At 72.6% G+C, this 16658-nt stretch carries 15 protein-coding genes and 1 riboswitch; of the genes, 5 read left to right on the forward strand and 10 right to left on the reverse strand.

Annotated elements, in window-relative coordinates; all coding sequences use genetic code 11:
• Positions 1-35: 35 nt before the first annotated feature.
• From J5X86_RS42375 to thiO, 6 genes are all read right to left on the reverse strand, one after another.
• Positions 36-914, reverse strand: a complete 879-nt coding sequence (locus tag J5X86_RS42375) for a deoxyribonuclease IV (protein ID WP_208521951.1) — start codon at positions 912-914, stop codon at positions 36-38.
• A 132-nt stretch (positions 915-1046) separates the two neighbouring features.
• The gene (gene pknB / locus J5X86_RS42380; protein ID WP_208521952.1) at positions 1047-2987 is read right to left on the reverse strand and encodes a Stk1 family PASTA domain-containing Ser/Thr kinase; all 1941 of its coding nucleotides are present in this window, start codon (positions 2985-2987) and stop codon (positions 1047-1049) included.
• A gap of 87 nt (positions 2988-3074) precedes the next feature.
• Positions 3075-3533 carry an SRPBCC domain-containing protein gene (locus J5X86_RS52190; RefSeq protein WP_208521953.1) on the reverse strand — a complete coding sequence of 153 codons (459 nt, stop codon included), beginning with the start codon at positions 3531-3533 and terminating at the stop codon, positions 3075-3077.
• A gap of 216 nt (positions 3534-3749) precedes the next feature.
• Positions 3750-4640 (reverse strand): thiazole synthase, encoded by an 891-nt coding sequence (locus J5X86_RS42390; protein ID WP_208521954.1) that lies wholly within the window; start codon positions 4638-4640, stop codon positions 3750-3752.
• 7 nt (positions 4641-4647) lie between these two features.
• Positions 4648-4848, reverse strand: a complete 201-nt coding sequence (thiS, locus tag J5X86_RS42395; protein WP_014060033.1) for a sulfur carrier protein ThiS — start codon at positions 4846-4848, stop codon at positions 4648-4650.
• A complete protein-coding gene (gene thiO / locus J5X86_RS42400; RefSeq protein WP_208521992.1) occupies positions 4845-6020 on the reverse strand; it encodes a glycine oxidase ThiO in 1176 nt (391 codons plus the stop codon). The genes thiS and thiO overlap by 4 nt, the downstream gene beginning before the upstream one ends.
• 57 nt (positions 6021-6077) lie before the next feature.
• A riboswitch (TPP riboswitch) is annotated at positions 6078-6191 on the reverse strand.
• Between the two features lie 205 nt (positions 6192-6396).
• On the opposite strand from thiO, the gene J5X86_RS42405 reads away from it, so the two are divergent.
• The 5 genes from J5X86_RS42405 to J5X86_RS42425 all read left to right on the forward strand — a co-directional run bounded on the left by J5X86_RS42405 (position 6397) and on the right by J5X86_RS42425 (position 11038).
• A complete protein-coding gene (locus tag J5X86_RS42405; protein ID WP_243982908.1) occupies positions 6397-7578 on the forward strand; it encodes an NAD(P)/FAD-dependent oxidoreductase in 1182 nt (393 codons plus the stop codon).
• A 102-nt stretch (positions 7579-7680) separates the two neighbouring features.
• Positions 7681-8046 carry an Rv2175c family DNA-binding protein gene (locus tag J5X86_RS42410; RefSeq protein WP_014060030.1) on the forward strand — a complete coding sequence of 122 codons (366 nt, stop codon included), beginning with the start codon at positions 7681-7683 and terminating at the stop codon, positions 8044-8046.
• 202 nt (positions 8047-8248) lie between these two features.
• Positions 8249-8902: a thiamine phosphate synthase gene (thiE, locus tag J5X86_RS42415; protein ID WP_208521956.1), complete on the forward strand. Its 654-nt coding sequence runs from the start codon at positions 8249-8251 to the stop codon at positions 8900-8902.
• 173 nt (positions 8903-9075) lie between these two features.
• The gene (gene metF / locus J5X86_RS42420; RefSeq protein ID WP_208521957.1) at positions 9076-9993 is read left to right on the forward strand and encodes a methylenetetrahydrofolate reductase [NAD(P)H]; all 918 of its coding nucleotides are present in this window, start codon (positions 9076-9078) and stop codon (positions 9991-9993) included.
• Between the two features lie 46 nt (positions 9994-10039).
• The gene (locus J5X86_RS42425) at positions 10040-11038 is read left to right on the forward strand and encodes a hypothetical protein (protein ID WP_208521958.1); all 999 of its coding nucleotides are present in this window, start codon (positions 10040-10042) and stop codon (positions 11036-11038) included.
• A 70-nt stretch (positions 11039-11108) separates the two neighbouring features.
• Here J5X86_RS42425 and J5X86_RS42430 read toward each other — a convergent pair whose 3' ends face one another.
• The 4 genes from J5X86_RS42430 to J5X86_RS42445 form a co-directional block, all read right to left on the reverse strand.
• Positions 11109-12665, reverse strand: a complete 1557-nt coding sequence (locus J5X86_RS42430; RefSeq protein ID WP_208521959.1) for an NAD(P)/FAD-dependent oxidoreductase — start codon at positions 12663-12665, stop codon at positions 11109-11111.
• Positions 12666-13097: 432 nt separating this feature from the next.
• Complete coding sequence (locus J5X86_RS42435) at positions 13098-13718, reverse strand: TetR/AcrR family transcriptional regulator (protein WP_078640940.1); 621 nt, start codon at positions 13716-13718, stop codon at positions 13098-13100.
• Positions 13719-13753: 35 nt separating this feature from the next.
• Positions 13754-15838 (reverse strand): YhgE/Pip family protein, encoded by a 2085-nt coding sequence (locus J5X86_RS42440; RefSeq protein ID WP_208521960.1) that lies wholly within the window; start codon positions 15836-15838, stop codon positions 13754-13756.
• On the reverse strand, positions 15810-16643 hold the full coding sequence (locus J5X86_RS42445; RefSeq protein WP_208521961.1) for an ATP-binding cassette domain-containing protein: 834 nt from the start codon (positions 16641-16643) through the stop codon (positions 15810-15812). Before J5X86_RS42445 ends, J5X86_RS42440 begins: the two co-directional genes overlap by 29 nt.
• Positions 16644-16658 lie beyond the last annotated feature (15 nt).

The following is a 16658-nucleotide window of genomic DNA, read 5'->3' on the forward strand; positions in this document are numbered from 1 at the left end:
CCCCTAGGGGTATTCCTCCATGCGTCGGGCTTTTCTCAGGCCACCCCGGCGCGCAGCTCCTTCAGCCGGGCCACATCCGCCGCATGCCCCTCCGTACCGTCCGGTCCGCCCGGCGTCTCGACCACCAGCGGCACCCCGTCCGTCGCGGGGTGGCTGAACAGCTCGCGGAACGGCTCCGCCCCGATATGCCCGGCGCCGATGTTCGCGTGCCGGTCCTTGTGGGCGCCGACCACGTCCTTGGAGTCATTGGCGTGGATCAGCTTGAGCCGCCCCTCGCCGACGACGGCCACCAGCTCGTCCAGGGTCTGCTTCATACCGCCCGGGGCGGCGAGGTCATGGCCCGCCGCGAACACATGGCAGGTGTCCAGGCAGACACCGAGCCGGGGATGCCGGTCGAGCGCCTCGACGTACGGGCCCAGGTCCTCCACCAGCGCGCACAGCGAGGTGCCCTGCCCGGCGGTCGGCTCCAGCAGCAGCCAGGGGTCGTCGTCCCGGGTCAGCTCGTCCAGCAGCGGCAGCACCCGCTCCCGCACCTGCGCGATCGCGGTGGCCCGCGCGCGTCCCCCGGTCGCCGAGCCGGTGTGGACGACGACGCCGAGCGCACCGATCTCCCGGCCGCGCCGGAGCGAATGGCGCAGGGACTCCACGGAGCGGTCGGCCGTGGCCTCGGTGTGCGAACCGAAGTTGATCAAGTAGGGGGCGTGGACATACGCCGGTATCGACCGCTCGGCGCAGGCGGCGCGGAACGCCTCGTCCTGGGCGGGCGTACCGGCCGGGGTGGCCCAGCCGCGCGGATTGGCGACGAAGACCTGGACGGTCTCGGCGCCGATGCCGGCGGCGTGCGCCAGACCGACGGTGGCGAGACCACCGGCCACACGAATATGGCCACCGATGGGATTGCGATGCGTACTCACATACCCAAGGTTCCCAGGTGAGGAGGGCCCGTGTGATCGGGCCTGTCCCCACTGTCGGAGGGCGCCTCTACGAGATCCTGGGCGATGAGAAGCTGCTCGACTTCTGGCTGGAGCGGGTCAGCTTCGGTTGCCCTAGAACACGCCGCCCTTGATCTTGATGGTGATCGTGCTCCCCTTGGGCGCCTCGTCCCCGCCGTCGACCGACTGGTCCTGCACCTTGTCCCCGGGGAACAGCAGCGCCTTCTCGACGTCCACCTTGAAGCCGGCGTCCTCGAGCTGCGCCTTGGCGTCGTCGGCCGTCATGCCCGTGACGTCCGGCACCTCGATCATCTGCACGCCCTTGGAGACGGTCAGCGTGACCGTATCGCCCTTGGCGCCCTCTTCGTCTCCCTCTCCCGAGGGGGACTGCTCGGCGACCGAGCCCTTGTCCTCCTCCGAGAACACCTGCCGCTCGGCGATCTTCACCTTGAAGCCCTCGTCCTCCAGCTCGGACCGGGCCTCGTCGACCGAATCGCCCACCACGTCCGGGATGTCGACCGGCTGGCCCTTGCTGACCACGATCGACACCGGCGTCTCGGGGCGGCGCACGGAGCCGGAGACCGGGCTGGTGGAGAGGACCGAGTCCTGGGCCGTCTCACTGCTGAAGCGGCGGATGACCTTGCCGATCGTCAGCCCCTGGTCCGCGATCTTCCGCTTGGCCTCGGCCAGCGGCATGCCCACCACATTGGGCACCTCGGCCCGCGGCGGCCCCTGGGAGACCCGGATGGTCACGGTGCCGGTGTCGCGGACGCGCTCGCCCGGGCCGGGCTTGGAGCCGATGACCTTGCCCTTGGGGATGACATCGCTGAACTCGTTGACGACCTTCACATCGAGCCCGGCGCCGTGCAGCTTCTTCTCCGCCTGCGCCTGGGTCTTCCGCAGCACCGGCGGGACCTCGGTGAACTGGCCGGCGCTGATGTACCAGACACCGGCGGCGAGGGCGATCGCCAGCACCACCGCGGCGACGATCGTCATGATCCCGCGGCGCGACATCCCGCCCCGGCCGCGTCGGCCATGCCCCTGCTGCCGAGGCGGTTCCGGCGGCAGCTCCAGACGGCTGGTGTGGTTGAGCAGCTCCTGCTCGTCGTCGACGGCGGCCGCCGGTCGCGGAATCACCGTCGTACGGTTCTCGGCGCCGGCCGAGGTGTCCTCCCTGGCCTGCGGCGGTACCGCGTCCAGCTGGTCGTCGGTCAGCGCGGCCCGCACCGCGCGGGTCGCGCTCAGCAGCGCGACGGCGTCGACGGGACGCCCCTCGGTCGCGCGCGCGGTGGCCGAGGCGACCAGCGCGTCCAGCTCCGGGGCGACCCCGGGCGCGAGGGCGGACGGCGGCGGGACGTCCTCGTTCAGATGCTGGTAGAGGACCTGCGCCGGGGTACTGCCGCCGTGCGGCTTGGAGCCGGTCAGCATCTCGTACAGCACCACACCGCAGGCGTAGACATCCGCGCGGGGGTCGGCCGTGCCGTGCTCGATCTGCTCGGGCGCGAGATAGGACACGGTGCCGAGGACGGTGCCGGTGGAGGCGCTGGTGTTGGTGTCCACCGCCCGGACCAGGCCGAAGTCGGCGACTTTGACCCGGCCGTCGTCCCCGATCAGCACGTTCTCGGGCTTCATGTCGCGGTGGACGAAACCGGCGCGGTGGGCCGCCCCGAGCGCGGCCAGCACCGGCTCCAGGATGTCCAGCGCGGCGCGCGGATGCAGCGCCCCGCGCCCGCGGAGCACATCGCGCAGGGTGCAGCCCGCGACGTATTCCATGGCCAGATAGACATGGCCGCCGTCCGCTCCCTGGTCGTAGACGGCGACCACATTGGCGTGCGCGAGTCTCGCGACGGACTTCGCCTCACGGATGAAGCGGTCGACGAAGGCGGCGTCGGAGGCGAGGCTCTGGTGCATCACCTTCAGGGCGAGCACACGGTCCAGCCGGGTGTCGACGGCCCGGTAGACCGTCGCCATCCCGCCAACGGCGATCCGCGCCTCAACGCGGTAGCGGCCGTCGAGCTCCTGCCCGACGAGGGGGTCCTGGAGGGTCGTATCCACGGGGGAAGTCTACGAGGCATCGATATGAGCCATGACCGCCCGCCCCAGGTGGGGCGGGTACTGCAGCGGAACGGTGACACCGGCGGGTCAGTTGTGCGACGCGGCGGCGATCGCGGCCAGCTCCTCGAGCGCGGAGGTCCAGGACAGCGTGGCGTACTCGGCGTGCTTGGCCTTGGCGTCGTCGGGGACGGCCAGGGCACGGATACCGCTCTCCGCCAGCCGCAGCCGGGTGCCCCGCCCCTCGGGGGAGAGCGCGAACTCCACCAGGGTCGCCTCCCCGGGGTCCGAGGGCGCGTGATCGGGTTCCAGGGCCAGCCGGAAGCGGAAGAGCGTGTCGGGGACCGCCTGCTCGACCTGACCGTGGAACTCTCCGTGTTCGTCCCACCGGAACCGGAGCCTCCCGCCGGGGTGCGGATCGATCTCGCAGCCGCCGGGGGCGTACCAGACGCGGATGTGCTCGGGCGTCGTCAGCACCCGCCACACCCGGTCGATCGGCGCCGGTACGTACACCTCGCGCTCGATCCGGTCGTCCACGGTCACGGTCACGGCGACCACCTCCGCGCTGTGCGCTGCTCCCTCAATCCACGGTAGAGGGCCGCGCCGGGCCCGGACAGCGGCGGGCCGGACGCTGGGTCGCTGGGCGGGGGCATGGCCGGACGCCGGGCTTGGGCGGGGGTCTGGTCGAGCGCCGGGTTCGGGCGGGGGACCGGCCGAACGCCCTGCCCGGACGGCGGCTGGCCGAGCGCCCTGCCCGGACAGGGGCTAGCCGAACGCCGGGCGCTCGGGGTCCAGGGCCGCCAGGCCCTCCGTCGGGCTCGACGCCTCGGCGAAGTGGCGGCGCGGGATCCGGCCCGCCCGGTGGGCCAGCCGGCCCGCCTCCACCGCGTGCCGCATCGCCCCCGCCATCAGCTCCGGCTCCTGGGCCCGGGTGACGGCCGAGGCGAGCATCACCGCCGCGCACCCGAGCTCCATGGCCAGCGCGGCGTCCGATGCGGTCCCCGCGCCCGCGTCCAGGATCACCGGCACGGTGGCGCGCTCGGTGATCAGCTGGAAGTTGTGCGGATTGCGGATGCCGAGACCGGAGCCGATCGGGGAGCCGAGCGGCATGATCGCGGCGCAGCCGACGTCCTCCAGCTTCCGGGCCAGGATCGGGTCGTCATTGGTGTACGGGAGGACCGTGAACCCGTCGTTGACCAGCGTCTCGGCGGCGTCCAGCAGCTCGATCGGATCGGGGAGCAGGGTGCGCTCGTCGGCGACCACCTCCAGCTTGACCCAGTCCGTGCCCAGGGCCTCCCGGGCGAGGCGGGCGGTGAGCACGGCCTCACCGGCGGTGAAACACCCGGCGGTGTTGGGGAGCGGGCGGATGCCGTGCCGGTTCAGAACGGAGAGCACCGACCCTTGCACCGTGGGGTCGAGCCGCCGCATCGCGACGGTCGTCAGCTCGGTGCCGGAGGCCAGCAGCGAGCGTTCCAGGATCTCCAGGCTGGGAGCGCCGCCGGTGCCCATGATCAGGCGGGACCCGAAGTCGGTCCCGGCGATGGTGAGCGGGTCGGGGGTGGTGAGGGGCGCGCGGCCCGGGGCGTTCGGGGGGGTGGTGACGGGTGTGGCGGCAGTAGCGGCCGTGGTTGCAGTAGCGGCCGTGGTGGGAGCCATGGGTGGATCAGCCTCCTTGGACCGCGGTGAGGACCTCGACGCGATCACCGTCGCCGAGCGGGGTCGCGGGCCATTGGGTGCGTGGGACGACCGTCTCGTTGACGGCGGCGGCGACGCCCGAGGGCGCCTGGGTGAGGGTCGCGACAAGCCGGTCGAGGGTGGTCCCGTCCGGGACCTCGCGGGGCTCGCCGTTGACGGAGACGGTCATGGGTGCTGCTCCTGTGCTGGGGAGGGTGTGGCTGCGGGGGCCGCGAAGCGCCGCGGGGTGAACGGCCGGGCCTCCGGCGGGAGTTCTCCGCTCGTCAGCGCCTCGGCCATGACATCGCCGGTGATCGGGGTGAGCAGGACGCCGTTGCGGTGGTGGCCGGTGGCCAGCAGCAGCCCCGGCAGCGCGGTCGGGCCGAGCATCGGGGCGTTGTCGGGTGAGCCGGGGCGCAGCCCGGCACACGTCTCCACCAGCGGCAGTTCGGTGATGCCGGGCACCACCTCATGGGCGTCCCGCAGGAGTTCGTAGACCCCGCCCGCGGTGACCGTGGTGTCCCAGCCCAGCTCCTCGCTGGTCGCGCCGATGACCAGCTCGCCGTTCTCGCGCGGCACCAGGTAGACCGGCCCGCCGCGCACCACGGCCCGTACGGTCCGGGAGAGGAACGGCGCGTACCGCTCGGGCACCGACAGCCGCAGCACCTGCCCCTTGACGGGTCGTACGGGCGGCAGGACGTCGTCGGGGACGCCCGCGAGCCGTCCGCTGAGGCTGCCGGCGGCCAGGACGGTCCGCTCGGCAGCCAGGCGCGTACCCCCGGTCAGCTCGATCCCGGTGGCGCGGTCGCCGTCCAGCAACAGCCGCTCCGCGCGGGCGCGGTGGAAGGTGACCCCGGCCCGCTCGCACGCGGTGAGCAGCGCCGCCGTCAGCCGCCGCGGGTCCACCTGGTTGTCGCCGGAGACGCGCAGCCCGCCGTGTACGCCCGGCGCGAGCATCGGTTCCAGACGGCGGCATTCACGCCCCGTCAGCCATTCGGTCTCCAGCCCGAGCCCCTGCTGGAACGTGTGGAGATCGCGCAGCTGGGCGCGGTCGTCGGCGTCGAACGCCACGGCGAGCGTGCCGCAAGAGCGGTGGCCCACGTCCTGGCCGCTCGCCTCCTCCAGCTCGGCCACGAAGTCCGGATAGCGGCGCGCCGAGGCCAAGTTGAGCCCGAGCAGGGTCTGCTCACCGTAATGAAGCTCGGTGACGGCGGCCAGCATCCCCGCCGCCACCCAGGCGGCTCCGCCCCCGGGCGCCGGGTCGGCGAGGGCGGTGCGCAGCCCCCGCTGGGCCGCCCGCCAGGCCGTGACCAGGCCGATGATGCCGCCCCCGATGACGAGGGCGTCGTACGGTCCGCCCACGGATGGTCGGCGGCCAAGCCCAGAGGTGTGTGGTCCGTCGTCGTGACCTGGTGCGTGCGTGGACACGGTGCCCCTCCCTTCGCCGGCATGACCCGGATCAGGTTCGTACGGTCGGAGGCCGTTCCAGCCTCCCTCTCAGCCCGGTACGTCCGGGCTCCCGCGAGTGCTCTGCCCCGCCACCCTAGTACGGCCCCGAATCGCCCGAAAGCCCGACCACCCACCAGCCCCCGCCCCCTCCCCTCTGTGCCCGAGATCTCCCCTCGCCCTCTGCGGTCCGCCCCACCAGCCGCAATACAGTGATCGTGTGAGCGATGAGACGACGACGAAGCCGTCCTCGAGCGGCGGCGAACAGCGGGTGGTGATCGTCGGAGCGGGCATGGCGGGGGTGCAGACCGCCGTCGCGCTACGCGAACAGGGCTGGACGGGGGAGATCGTCCTGCTGGGCGCGGAGACCCACCAGCCCTACGACCGGCCGCCGCTGTCCAAGGCCGTGCTGCTCGGCAAGGCCGAGGGGTCGACGCTCGACGTGGACTTCGCCGGGCTCGGCATCACGCTGCGGCTCGGCGTCCAGGTCACCGGGCTCCGTACGGACAAGCGGCTCGTCGAGACCGCGACCGGACAGCTCCCGTACGACGTCCTGGTGATCGCCACCGGCGCTGAGCCGGTCCCGCTGCCGGGCAGCGAGGGCGTGCCCGGCGTCCATCTGCTGCGCACCCTGGACGACGCGGTGCGGCTGCGCCCGGTGCTCGCCCGGCAGCGCGAGATCGCGGTCGTGGGGGCGGGCTGGATCGGCGCGGAGTTCGCCACGGCGGCGCGCGAGGCGGGCTGCGCCGTGACCGTCGTCGAGGCCGCGGACCGGCCGCTGGCGGGCGCCCTCCCGGCCGAGGTCGCGGCCCCCATGGCGGCCTGGTACGAGGACTACGGGGCCCGGCTGGTGACCGGCGCCCGGGTGGCCTCCGTGGACGAGAGCGGGCTGGTGCTCGGCGACGGCACCCGGCTGCGGGCGGGCGCGGTGGTCGTCGGGATCGGGGCCCGGCCGGCCACGGACTGGCTGGCGGGCTCGGGCGTGGAGCTGGCCGAGGACCGCTCCGTCGCCGCCGACGACCGGCTGCGCACCTCGGCGCCGGACGTCTACGCGGTCGGCGACTGTGCCTCCTTCCCGTCCGCCCGCTACGGCACGCGGCTGCTGGTGCACCACTGGGACAACGCGCTGCAGGGGCCGCGCACCGTCGCCGCCAATGTGGTGGGGAGCCGGATGGTCGCCCACTTCCCCGGCGCGGTCTACGACCCGGTGCCGTATTTCTGGTCCGAGCAGTTCGGGCGCTTCGTGCAGTACGCCGGGCACCATTCGGAGGCCGATGACTTGGTCTGGCGCGGCGATCCGGCCGGTGCCGCCTGGTCGGTGTGCTGGCTGCGCGAGGGCGCCCTGGTCGCCCTGCTGGCCGTCGGCCGTCCGCGCGATCTGGCCCAGGGGCGCAAGCTGATCGAGCGCGGCGCCCGGCTGGACCGGACGCGGGCCGAGGACCCGTCGGTGCCGCTGAAGTCGGCCGTCTGCTGACCGGCCGGTTGGCCGCCGGGCGGGGCGTGTGGGGCGGGCCGGGCGGCCCGCGCGGCGGGCGCCCGGCTACCCACTGTCAGTCCCAGATGGCAGGCTTGTTCCGTGACCGAGATTGACGCAAAGATCGATGCTCTCGTCCCCGCCTGGCTCACCCTCCCCGACGTCGCCGAGCGACTCGGTGTCGAGGTGACGCGCGTCCGGCAGCTGGTCAAGGAGGGCCAGCTGATCGCGGTGCGCCGTGGCGAGAACAGGGTGCTTCAGGTGCCCGAGGAGTTCATCGCCGACGGAAAGGTCGTCAAGGGCCTCGTAGGGACCTTGACGCTGTTGAAGGACGACGGCTTCAGCGACGAAGAGATGCTGGAGTGGCTCTTCACCCCCGACCCGAGCCTGCCTGGCACCCCGGCACGGGCCCTGGGCGAGAATCGCGGTACGGAAGTGAAGCGGCGCGCGCAGGCGCTCGCCGTCTGATGTTGCTCCCGTCCAGCTTTCGGCGGCCTTCCGTACGGGCTCGTACAGAGCCCGTACGGGGCGTGTACAGGGCTGGTCGCTCTCGCGTTTTCGTCGCCGTTGTCGCATGTAATCGCACGTAGTCGCGTGTTGTCGCACACGGCGTACGGGCCGGGCTCCGCGCCCGGCCCGTACGCCGCCGACCCTCCGGGGGTACCGAACCATGTCCACCACCGCCACCGCGCATGAGCAGCTGGCCGACGCCCGCCTCTATCTGTGCACCGACGCACGGAAGCGCCAGGGCGACCTGCCGGAGTTCCTGGACGCCGTCCTGGCGGCGGGCGTGGACATCGTCCAGCTGCGGGAGAAGGAGATGGAGGCGGCCGAGGAGCTGGAGCACCTCCAGGTCCTCGCGGATGCCTGCCGTCGCCATGGAAAGCTGCTCGCCGTCAACGACCGCGCCGATGTCGCGCATGCCATCGGCTCGGATGTGCTCCATCTGGGCCAGGGCGATCTGCCGGTGCCCGCGGCGCGCGCGATCCTCGGCGCGGACGTGCTGATCGGGCGCTCCACGCATGCGGAGGCGGAGGTGGACGCGGCGGCCGTCCAGCCCGGTGTGGACTACTTCTGCACCGGCCCCTGCTGGCCCACCCCCACCAAGCCGGGCCGCCCCGCCCCCGGGCTGTCCCTGGTGCGCCACGCCGCGGCGCTGGGCACCGAGCGGCCGTGGTTCGCCATCGGCGGAATCGACGCGTCCAACCTGGATCAGGTCCTGGAGGCGGGCGCCCGCCGCATCGTCGTGGTCCGGGCCATCACCGCTGCCGACGACCCGGCGGTGGCGACGGCGGAGCTGGCCAAGCGGGTGCGCGCGGCCTGACCGGGGCCCGGCCCCGGCTTTTCACCCGGCTTTCACCCGGTTTTCATCCGGCTCGGCTCGTCCGCCGGTCGAGGGCGCGCCGAGCTGTCCGCACTGCGGACAGAAAGCTGGCAAAACCCCCAAACCTCCGCGGCCGGGTGGGCGTAGCCGAGCCGGGTGGATAGCCTGCACGTATGGCCCTAGGCACCGCTTCCACCAGGACCGATCGCGCCCGGACCGTGCGCGATCTGCTCGCGTCGGGCGAGCAGTCGTATTCCTTCGAATTCTTCGCCCCCAAGACGGCGAAGGGCGAGCAGACGCTGTGGAACGCCATCCGCAAGCTGGAAGCCGTCTCGCCCACCTTCGTCTCCGTGACCTACGGAGCCGGCGGTTCCTCCCGTGAGGGCACCGTGCGCGTCACCGAGAGCATCGCGACGGACACCACGCTCACCCCCGTCGCCCATCTGACCGCCGTCAACCACTCCCGGGCCGAGCTGCGCAACATCATCGGGCAGTACGCCGGCGCCGGGATCCGGAACATGCTGGCCCTGCGCGGCGACCCGCCGGGCGACCCCACGGGGGAGTGGATCCGGCACCCCGACGGCCTCGACTACGCCGTCGAGCTGGTCCGGCTGATCAAGGAGTCCGGAGACTTCTGCGTCGGCGTGGCCGCGTTCCCCGAGATGCACCCCCGCTCGACGGACTGGGACACCGACATCCGTCACTTCATCGACAAGTGCCGTGCGGGCGCCGACTTCGCCATCACGCAGATGTTCTTCTACCCCGAGGACTATCTGCGGCTGCGCGACCGGGTCGCGGCGGCGGGCTGTACGACACCGATCATCCCTGAGATCATGCCCGTCACGAACGTCAAGCAGATCGAGCGGTTCGCACAGCTCAGCAATGCCGCGTTCCCGCCCGAACTGGCTGAACGGATCCTGGCGGTGAAAGACGACCCGGCGGCTGTACGCTCGATCGGAATCGACTACGCCACAGAGGTGTGCGCGCGGTTGATGGCCGAGGAGATCCCCGGGCTGCACTTCATTACCCTGAACCACTCCCCGGCGACGCTGGAAATCTACGAGAATCTGGGACTGCATCAGCGGTCCTGATCCTGATGACGGCAGCCGACGGGCGGCCGCATTGAGAGGGGCGGGCATGGGCTGGACGGTCCTCTACATCGCATTCGGCGTCGTCGCGCTGTGGCTGCTGGGGGAGGTCCTCCTCCAGTACAAGGCGCGGCTGCGCTGGCGGCTGCTGGCCTTCGTCGGCTTTCTGGGCGTGGTCGTCGGCGTGCTGATCCCGTCGGTTCCGGTGATCGGGGTGGGGGCGATCGCCTTCGCCATAGGCCAGACGTATGTGACGCTCTCCTTCCGGCGCGGTTTCGCCGCGGGCTGGGCGCTGAGCGGCGGGCTGCCCGGACTGCTCGGCCGCGAGGAGCGCCCCCGGCCGGACGACTCGGACAAGGAGCCGATCCTCGAGGTGTCCGACCTGGAGGCGGTCCCGGCGGCGCAGCCGGAGCCGCCCACGTACCAGCCGCAGCCGCTGCCCGACGACACCGGCGAGTACGGCGTCTACGAGGAGCCGTCGGCCTTCACCCCGGCCGCGGGCGCGTACGGCGGCGAGGCGGCCGGTGGCTACAGCGCGTACGAGACGTACGGCGGCTACGGCTCGCAGCAGGACCACAGCCAGGGGCACGGCCAGAACTACGGCCAGGACGTGTACGCGGATCAGATGAGCCAGGGCGGGCAGTACGGCTACGGGAACGAGGCGTACGCGGCCTACGGCCAGGACCCGTACGGCGGCGCCCAGCCCCAGGCCCAGCCTCAGTCCCAGGCCCAGTCCTATGAGCAGCAGGCATACGACCAGCAGGCTTACGGCCAGCAGCAGTACGCCGACCAGTACGCGGCCTACGGCCAGCAGGATCCGTACGGCGGCGGCGGGGCCTACGGCGGCGACCACTGGGCGGCCGACGCCTCCTACCCCTCGCCGGACCCGGCGTACGACGTGATGCAGTCCGGCGGGCCCTGGGTGCCGCAGCAGCGCGAAGGCGACGCCGCGCCCGCGGCGGACCAGCAGGGGTACCCGTACCAGCAGCAGCAACAGGGCCAGGCCCAGGGCTATCCCCAGGGCTTCGACGAGCAGTACCGCTACTGAGCCCCGCTGCCAGGTGAGCCCGCTCTCCGGGAGCGGGCTCGCGTGTTTCCTGGGAGCCTTGGGAGCCGCTCTACTGGGAGCCGCGCCAGTCCTCGCCCTCGACGATCAGCCCGGCCACCAGCGCGCCCGACATCCCGGCGTGGGCGAGCCCGCCGCCCGGATGGGCCCAGCCGCCTGCCAGATACAGGCCCGGGAGCCGGGTGACATTGGCGGGCCGCAGAAACGCGCCGTCCGCCCCGGCGAGCACCGGGCCCGGCACGGCGCCACCCCTGGCGCCCGTCTCCGCCTCGGTGTGGGCGGGCGTGTGGACCTCATGCCACAGCATCCGGTCCCGCAGCCCCGGTATCGCGGCCTCGGCGGCCGTGATCAGCCGCTGGGCGGCCTGCTCCGCCGCCGCGCCGTCTGTCCAGTCCACCGGGCCGTGCGGGGCGACGACGGCGGTAAGGGTGACGGCCTCGTGCTCCTCGTCCGGGCGCACCGTGGGGTCGTCCGGGCGCAGCACGGTCACCGTGGGGTGGGGGCAGGGCTCGCGGAGCCCGTGCCCGTCGCCGAAGACGGCGGCCAACTCCGCCTCCCGGTCGGGGGCGTGGACCACGGTGCGATGCGCGGCGTCCTCGGGGCGGGCGCCGCGCAGCGCCACAAGGACGGTCAGCCGCCCCGGCGTGCCGCCGCCCGCGCCGCGTTCCGGCCGCACATCCCCCTCCCGCCAGGGCGCCTGCCCGCCGAGCAGCGGGGGCAGCAGCGCGGGGTCGATGCCCGAGACCACCGCGTCGGCCTCCGCGACGGTGCCGTCGGCCAGCTCCACGCCCGCCGCACGGCCGTCCTTCTCCACGATGCCGGTGACCTCGGCGTCGAAGTGGAACTCGACCTTCCGCTGACGGCAGCGCTCATGGAGGGCATCGGCGAGCGCCCGCATACCCCCGCGCACATACCAGGTGCCGAACGTCTGCTCGATATAGGGCAGCACGGTGGCCGCGGCGGGGGCGGAGCGCGGGTCGAGGCCGTGCGCCAGCGCATGGCTCTCCAGGAGGGCCACGGCGCGCGGATCCTTCAGCTCACGGCGGGCCACTCCGGCGAGCGTGGGCGGGCCGTCGGCACCGCCCCGGCCGAACAGGCCCCCGAGCCGCCCGCGCCGCACGGGGGCGGCCGGATAGGGATCGCGGCCCAGGACCCGCCAGTCGGCGCGCAGTGGCTCCTCCAGGAGCTGCCTGCGGGTGGCGTCCCACACCTCGCGCGCCCGGTTGACCAGATCGCTCCAGCGCTCGCCCGCGCCCGCGCCGAAGGCGCCGTCCAGCGCCTGGAGCACCCCGGCCCGTGAGGCATTGGGCAGCCGGACATCCGTGCCGTCGGCGAAGAGATGCCGGCTCGCCGGGTCGACCTGGCTGAGCTCGACACTCTGCTCCAGGGTCTGCTTGCCGGTCTTCACGAACAGATCCCGGTAGACGGCGGGCAGGTGCAGCAGCCCCGGGCCGGTGTCGAAGCGGAATCCGTCCCGCGCGAAGCGGCCGACCCCGCCGCCATGGGTTCGCCCGCGCTCGTACACCACCACCCGGTGGCCCGCCACGGCCAGCCGGGCCGCCGCCGCCATGGCGCCCATCCCGGAGCCGATCACCACAATCCGTGCCATGACCGCGACTTTATCCGCCCCCACCGACAGCCGGGGCACCACGCCTGGGGACGAGTGCGCAGACCTGAGTACGCGTACTCAGCCGGGGAGATGAGTAGTCGCGCGGATGGGCCGACACCTGCTCGGACGAGAGAGTGGTGCATACGGAAGGGCCGCGCGCCGGACCGCCGGCACGGGGCGGCGGAACGGCGCGACGGCCCGGACGAAAGGTGGGAGTCGCCGGGAGTCTCCGGGACCAGGAGCCTCCAACGGGGGAAGTACGGGGGAGTTACGGGGGGAGGCGCTGTTCCGGTCAGCTCGATGAAAGTCGATCTGCCGGAACAGCGCCTTCTACGTGTCCCCGGAGGAGCTGATCCGCCCGCCACACCGGGCCATCCGGAGGCTACGGTCGGCCATCCGGAGGCGCGGCCGACTATCCGGAGGCGCGGCCGGCTATCCGGAGGCCACGGTCCCGCCCACGCGGCCCTGCAGCAGCCGCGACAGCGCCGCGTGCACATCCTCCAGCGACCGCTCCGGCTGATAGGACTGCCAGTCCAGCGCGGCCACCAGCACCATCCCGAACAGCGCCGACGCCGTCAGCGGGATGTCGATGTCCCCGCTGAACTCGTGCCCGGCCACCCCGGCCCGCAGCTCGGCCTCGATCACCGCTATGGCCCGCTGCCGGACCATCATCAAGGTGGACTGCCAGGCGCGGTTGGTGCGCCACAGCTCGGCCACGTACAGCTGGGTCAGCGACGGATAGCGGGAGATGAAGTCCAGCCCGGCCCGGACCATGGCGTCCAGCGCGTCCACATGGCTGCCGCCGCGCTCTGCGTTCTCGTCGGCGGCGCTCTGGAGGGATGCGGTCAGCAGCTCGATGCCGTGCTGCAGCAGCTCCTCGAAGAGCACGGTCTTGCTGGCGAAGTTGTAGTAGACCGTGCCCTTGGCCACCCCGGCCCGCTCGGCGATCTCGTCCACGGTGGTGGAGGAGAAGCCCTGTTCGGCGATGAGGGTGACCGCTGCCTCGAAGAGTTTCTGGCGTGTGGCCTGGCGGCGCGTGCTGCTGCTGTCCATGGCGCCGATTCTGCCCGTTGTTGATGTTATGCCGCTCACAGGCTCAGCTCCGGATGCAGCCGGTCCACCGACCACACCTGCCGGCGCCGCGCGGACCACGCGGTGAGCGCCAGGGCGGCCGCGCTGAATCCGAGGAGCACCCCGCAGGCCAGCCAGACCGGGCCGAGCCCACCCCCGGTGATGAGCCGGCGCAGCCCGTCCACCACGTAGGTCATGGGCAGGAAGGGATGGATGGCGTTGAAGAAGCGCGGACTGGTCTGCACCGGATAGGTGCCGCCCGCCGAGGTCAGCTGGAGCATCAGCAGGGCCAGCACCAGGATCCGGCCGGCCGGTCCGAAGCGGGCGTTCAGCCACTGCACGATCGCCGCGAAACAGGCCGTCACCAGCATCAGGAAGCCGAGCGTGCCCGCGGCTCGCGCCATCTGGAGGCCGATCGCCCAGTGCAACACCGCCATCAGGGCCAGTGTCTGGAACACCCCGATCACGGCGACCGGCAGCCAGCCCGCGAACGCGATCCGCCAGGAGGAGGCACCCACCGCGAGCGCGCGCCTGTTGAGCGGCTGGATCAGCATGTAGGCCACCATCGCGCCGACCCACAGGGAGAGCGGGATGAAGTACGGGGCGAAACCGGTGCCGTAGTTGGGCGCCTTGTGCAGCGCCTGGTTGACCAGCCGCACCGGATCCGCCATCACCTCGGTCCGGGCGTCCCGGTCCTGCTTGCCGTAGTCGGGGATCTTGCCGGCGCCGTCGTGCAGCCCGCCGGAGAGCTTGCCGGAGCCGTCGACGAGCCGGAACATCCCGCCGCCCAGGGTGTCCGCGCCGCCGCGCGCCTTACCGACGCCGCTGTCGAGGTCGGAGGCGCCGGTCTTGGCGGTGCTCAGCCCGGTGTGCAGGGTTCCGGCGCCCTTGGCGACCTTCTGCGCCCCGGAGTTGAGGGCGTTGACCTTCCGTACGGCGGTGTCGAGGTCGGTGCCCAGGTGCGGGGCGTTCTGCGCGAGCCACAGCGCCTGGTCGTGCAGATCGTCCAGATGACCGCCGAGGGCGTCGAGTTGGGTGGTGTGGTCCTGCACCAGCTTGTTGACGTCCTCGGCCACATCGGCGGCGGTGTCGGCCGCCGCCACCGACTTCTTGAGCGCGGGACAGTCCGGGTCGGCGGGCACCGCCCCCTCGCAGCGGGTCCGGTAGTCGGCGGCGAGGACGTCGGACGCCTTACGGGCCTTGGTGGCCGCCGTGGAGGTCGTCTCGGGCAGGGTGTCGAGGCTGTCGGACGCCTTCTGGGAGGCGTCGGCGACCAGTTGGGAGACGTCCCCGATCTCCTTGCCGTGCTCCTTGAGGAACGGGCGTACCTTGGCCGCCACGTCGTTGACCTTGTCGGACAGCGACTGGGTGCCGTCGGCGACGCCGCCCGCGCCGGTCTTGAGCGTCCCGGAGCCCTGGTAGAGCGTGCCGAGCCCGGACTTCAGATCGCGGCTGCCCTCCTTGGCCTTGGCCAGGCCCTTGGCGAGGTCGTCCGCGCCCTTCTTGGCCTTGCCGATGCCCTTACCGAGCTTGTCGGCGCTCTTGGCGGCCTTCTCCGTCTCGCCGTGGATATCGGCGAAGGAGATGAAGATGTTGTCGTAGAACCCGCGGGACGCCTTGGTGGAGGCCGCGGCGCGCACCTCGGAGAAGACCGAGTGGGAGATCTGGCCGACGATGTAGTTGTTGGCGTCGTTGGTGCGCACCTTGAGGGCGCCGGTCTCCGGGGACTTGCCGGAGCTGGTGGCGATCTGCCGGCTGAAGTCCGAGGGCACGGTCAGCGACAGGTAGTACGTGCCGTGCGCGACGCCCTTACGGGCCTCGGCGGCGCTCGTGCGGTGCCAGTCGAAGGTCTTGCTGTCGAGCAGCTTGCCGCTGATGTCGTCGCCCGCGGTGAGGCGCTCGCCCTTCACGGTGGCGCCGTTGTCCGAGTTGACGAGGGCCACCGGGATCTTGTCCAGCTTGCCGTACGGGTCCCAGAAGGACCACAGGTACAGCGCGCCGTAGAGCAGCGGCAGCAGGAGCAGGGCGGCGAGCGCCGCCCGTGGCAGCTTTCCCCTCCCGAACCGCTTCAGCTCAAGCGCGGCGAGTTTCGGCGAGCGCATCCGCCGCCCCCTTCTCGTTCTCGTCGTGTCCGGCCTCGTGGGCGGCGGGAGTGTCGGAGGGGTCCCCGTCGGCCTGCTGGCTCTTTTCGGCCGGGCTCTTCCGAGCGGTCCGGACCACGACCGCGTCGGCCGGGGCCTGGCTGCACACGGCGAGGACCGTGGTGCCGCCCTCCGCGATCTGCCGCAGCAGCGCCCAGGCGCGCTCGCGTTCGGCGTCCGAGAGCTTCATGTCGGCGTCGTCGACGGCCAGCAGCCGCGGCCGGGCGATGAGCGCGAGCGTGATCGACAGCCGCAGCGCCTCCAGCCGCTCCAGGTCCCGTACGGCCGTACGCGGCCCCTTGGGCAGCGTGTCGAGGTCCAGCCCGGCGGCCGTGAGGGCCGCGTCGATCCCGGCCCGGGAGGCGGCGGCCCGCTCACGGCGCGGGCGCAGCAGCCCGCGCGGGGAGTCGGCGAACCGGCGCCGCAGCAGGGCCCGCTCCCGCAGATGCTCGGCGACCGTGAGCACCGGATCGAGCTCGATGACGCCCGGTACGTGCGCGAGCGCGCTGATCCGGCGTATGCGCGCCATCTGTTGGGGAACCCGGAAGCTCCCGACCACGCCGTGTCCCTCGGTGGGGCGCATCCGGCCGGTGAGCGTGAGCAGCAGGGAGGTGCGGCCCGAGCCGGACGGGCCCTCGATCGCGATCAGCGCACCGGAGTCGGCGGCGATGTCGGCACCGCGGAACGCCCAGCCGTGCGACCCCCTGACGCCGAGCCCCTCGGCCGTCACCGCCGCCCCGGTCTCCGCTTCTGGGGTGCCCCCCACACAGATCACTTCCTT

Source organism: Streptomyces sp. NEAU-YJ-81 (genome assembly GCF_017592595.1).
In the GTDB taxonomy this organism is placed as follows: Bacteria; Actinomycetota; Actinomycetes; order Streptomycetales; family Streptomycetaceae; genus Streptomyces; species Streptomyces hygroscopicus_B.